Origin of the sequence: Yoonia sp., from assembly GCF_036007805.1 — a bacterium.
Taxonomy (GTDB): Bacteria; Pseudomonadota; Alphaproteobacteria; order Rhodobacterales; family Rhodobacteraceae; genus Yoonia.
In genome coordinates this window covers 1-1680 of the sequence record NZ_DASYOK010000259.1, presented here as the reverse complement: position 1 = coordinate 1680, position 1680 = coordinate 1, and the positions used below count along the sequence as shown (strand labels likewise).

Sequence of the window (1680 nt, the reverse complement as noted above, 5' to 3'; positions counted from 1 at the left end):
CCAGTCGCTCTGCAATCTCGCGCTCTGTAAGAGGCTCCGTCAGCACGTCAATTACCCGCTGTCGCGCCATCTGCTGCTGCATCGCGTTATTTATCGTGCGTCCGTCGATTCTCGTTGGCTTTGGCAGTTCCGGCGCGGGTTTGTTGCTCATCGCCTCGATCATTTTAACGGGCTGTGCGGGCGTAACGCGCGTTGCCTTCCTCGCCTCGATGGGGGCGTGCACCTGACGGCGCGCAATGGCGCGCATCTTTGCGTGGTCGGCGTCCGTCATCGCAAACAGATCATCGTGGATTGCGACGGAAGCGCCATTCGCTACGCTTGCTTGCATAATGCTCATGGTGATTTCTTCCCTACTTTGCTGGAGTTCTTGAATGTCTCGCGGTTGACTTTGTTGGCGTTGAAGGCGTCGGACAGAAAATGCGGGTCCATCCCGGCAAGGCTGCAAACGAAGCAAAAATCCTTTCCGCAATTTCTGATCCAAGCGGCGGCGATAGACTTTTCCCGAATGTCAGTGGCGTTGGCCGGTTCCGGATTGATCGCGTCAACAAAGGCTTTTTCTATCACCACCTGCCAAAGCTCCTGTTCGGGGCACATGCTCATGCCCCCAGCCTTTCGGTTGCGCGCCGGATGCCGTGCCCAACGGTCGTGTGATCGCGGCCGAGGGCGCGGCCAATCTCCGGCAGGCTGTATCGCCCTGTCGCGTAGGCGCGGCGCATGACCTCCTGCCGGGCCGATGAAACCCTGATCGTGCGGTCGGCGCTCATGATCGCCTCGGCGCTGATCCCGGTCTTTCTCGATACGGCGTCTGTGATGCTGGCAATGCTCCAGCCGTCAATCGGTCGGCCTGTAACCCATGCAATGAAGCGGGTGCGGCTCATTCCGGGCTGCCTCCGAAAGTCTTGGGGGTAAAGCCCGCACTTGCCAGCAACTCGGATGCGCGAGCCTTTTCTTGCGCTGTTGGGTTTGGCGGGCGATGGTACTCCGGTTCCGGCTTCGGAATGTGCTGAACCGCGCGCTTTCTTGCGGCCATGATGTGCGAGCGGATATGCCCCTCGTTCGGCATACGGTTCGGGTTTTCCAGAACGGCGGCGCGGCAAGCGGCGCGAACCTCGTCCAGCGGGAAGTCTTGCAGGGCGTCCATCCAATCGGTGATCATCCGGTCATGCGCAGGGCTGTTGCGGTCGCGGTCCCAGCCGAACCGGTCGAATTTCTTGGCGAGCACCTCAAGCTCAACTGCCACCATAGCCCGGTGTTGACCCAATGCCCGCAAGTCGAGCGATTTGCTCAAGGGCAGGATCAACCCGGTTCGAGCGTCCGTTGGCAGGTGGTGTGTTGCGGGCAGTGCGTTGGTCATTGATGCCTCCGTCGATTGGCGTGAGTGGGGTTTGAGCGCTGGCCTTGTCGGCGGCGAAGCGCTGCATGGCAGGGGTGAAATATTTGAAGCTGTTTGGCGGCCCGTCCCGCTTGTTCGCCGTGGTTTCAGCGATGACGGCTACCTGTTCGGACTCGGTGATCCCAAGGCTGGCCCACCTGCCAGCCTCAAGCATGTCAGCCTGCCCGCCAATGGATTTGCCGCTGGTCGAGACAATCGGCCTTGAAGGGTCAATCCCCATCGCCGCGATTAACTTCTCCCGGTGCGTCAGCGCGGCGTTCGCGCCCGCGCCTCCACCACCACCAATA

At 60.8% G+C, this 1680-nt stretch carries 5 protein-coding genes; all 5 read right to left on the bottom strand.

Going from position 1 to position 1680, the window contains the following annotated elements; translation table 11 throughout:
- Nucleotides 1–337: hypothetical protein (locus VGP75_RS14020; protein ID WP_327544257.1), on the bottom strand; the 337-nt coding region annotated here is incomplete at its 3' end.
- Nucleotides 334–600, bottom strand: coding sequence for a hypothetical protein (locus VGP75_RS14015; RefSeq protein ID WP_327544256.1), 267 nt, complete (start codon nucleotides 598–600; stop codon nucleotides 334–336). The genes VGP75_RS14020 and VGP75_RS14015, both read right to left, overlap by 4 nt.
- Nucleotides 597–878 (bottom strand): helix-turn-helix domain-containing protein, encoded by a 282-nt coding sequence (locus tag VGP75_RS14010; protein ID WP_327544255.1) that lies wholly within the window; start codon nucleotides 876–878, stop codon nucleotides 597–599. The genes VGP75_RS14015 and VGP75_RS14010 overlap by 4 nt, the downstream gene beginning before the upstream one ends.
- The gene (locus tag VGP75_RS14005) at nucleotides 875–1243 is read right to left on the bottom strand and encodes a hypothetical protein (RefSeq protein ID WP_327544254.1); all 369 of its coding nucleotides are present in this window, start codon (nucleotides 1241–1243) and stop codon (nucleotides 875–877) included. Before VGP75_RS14005 ends, VGP75_RS14010 begins: the two co-directional genes overlap by 4 nt.
- Nucleotides 1230–1680 (bottom strand): hypothetical protein (locus tag VGP75_RS14000; protein ID WP_327544253.1); only part of this gene is annotated, 451 nt, incomplete at its 5' end. The genes VGP75_RS14005 and VGP75_RS14000, both read right to left, overlap by 14 nt.

What these genes read in the sequence shown, in the direction of transcription:
- VGP75_RS14005 (WP_327544254.1), bottom strand. Translation starts at nt 1,243, where the DNA reads ATGGTGGCAGTTGAGCTTGAGGTGCTCGCCAAGAAATTCGACCGGTTC.
- VGP75_RS14015 (WP_327544256.1), bottom strand. Translation starts at nt 600, where the DNA reads ATGAGCATGTGCCCCGAACAGGAGCTTTGGCAGGTGGTGATAGAAAAA.
- VGP75_RS14010 (WP_327544255.1), bottom strand. Translation starts at nt 878, where the DNA reads ATGAGCCGCACCCGCTTCATTGCATGGGTTACAGGCCGACCGATTGAC.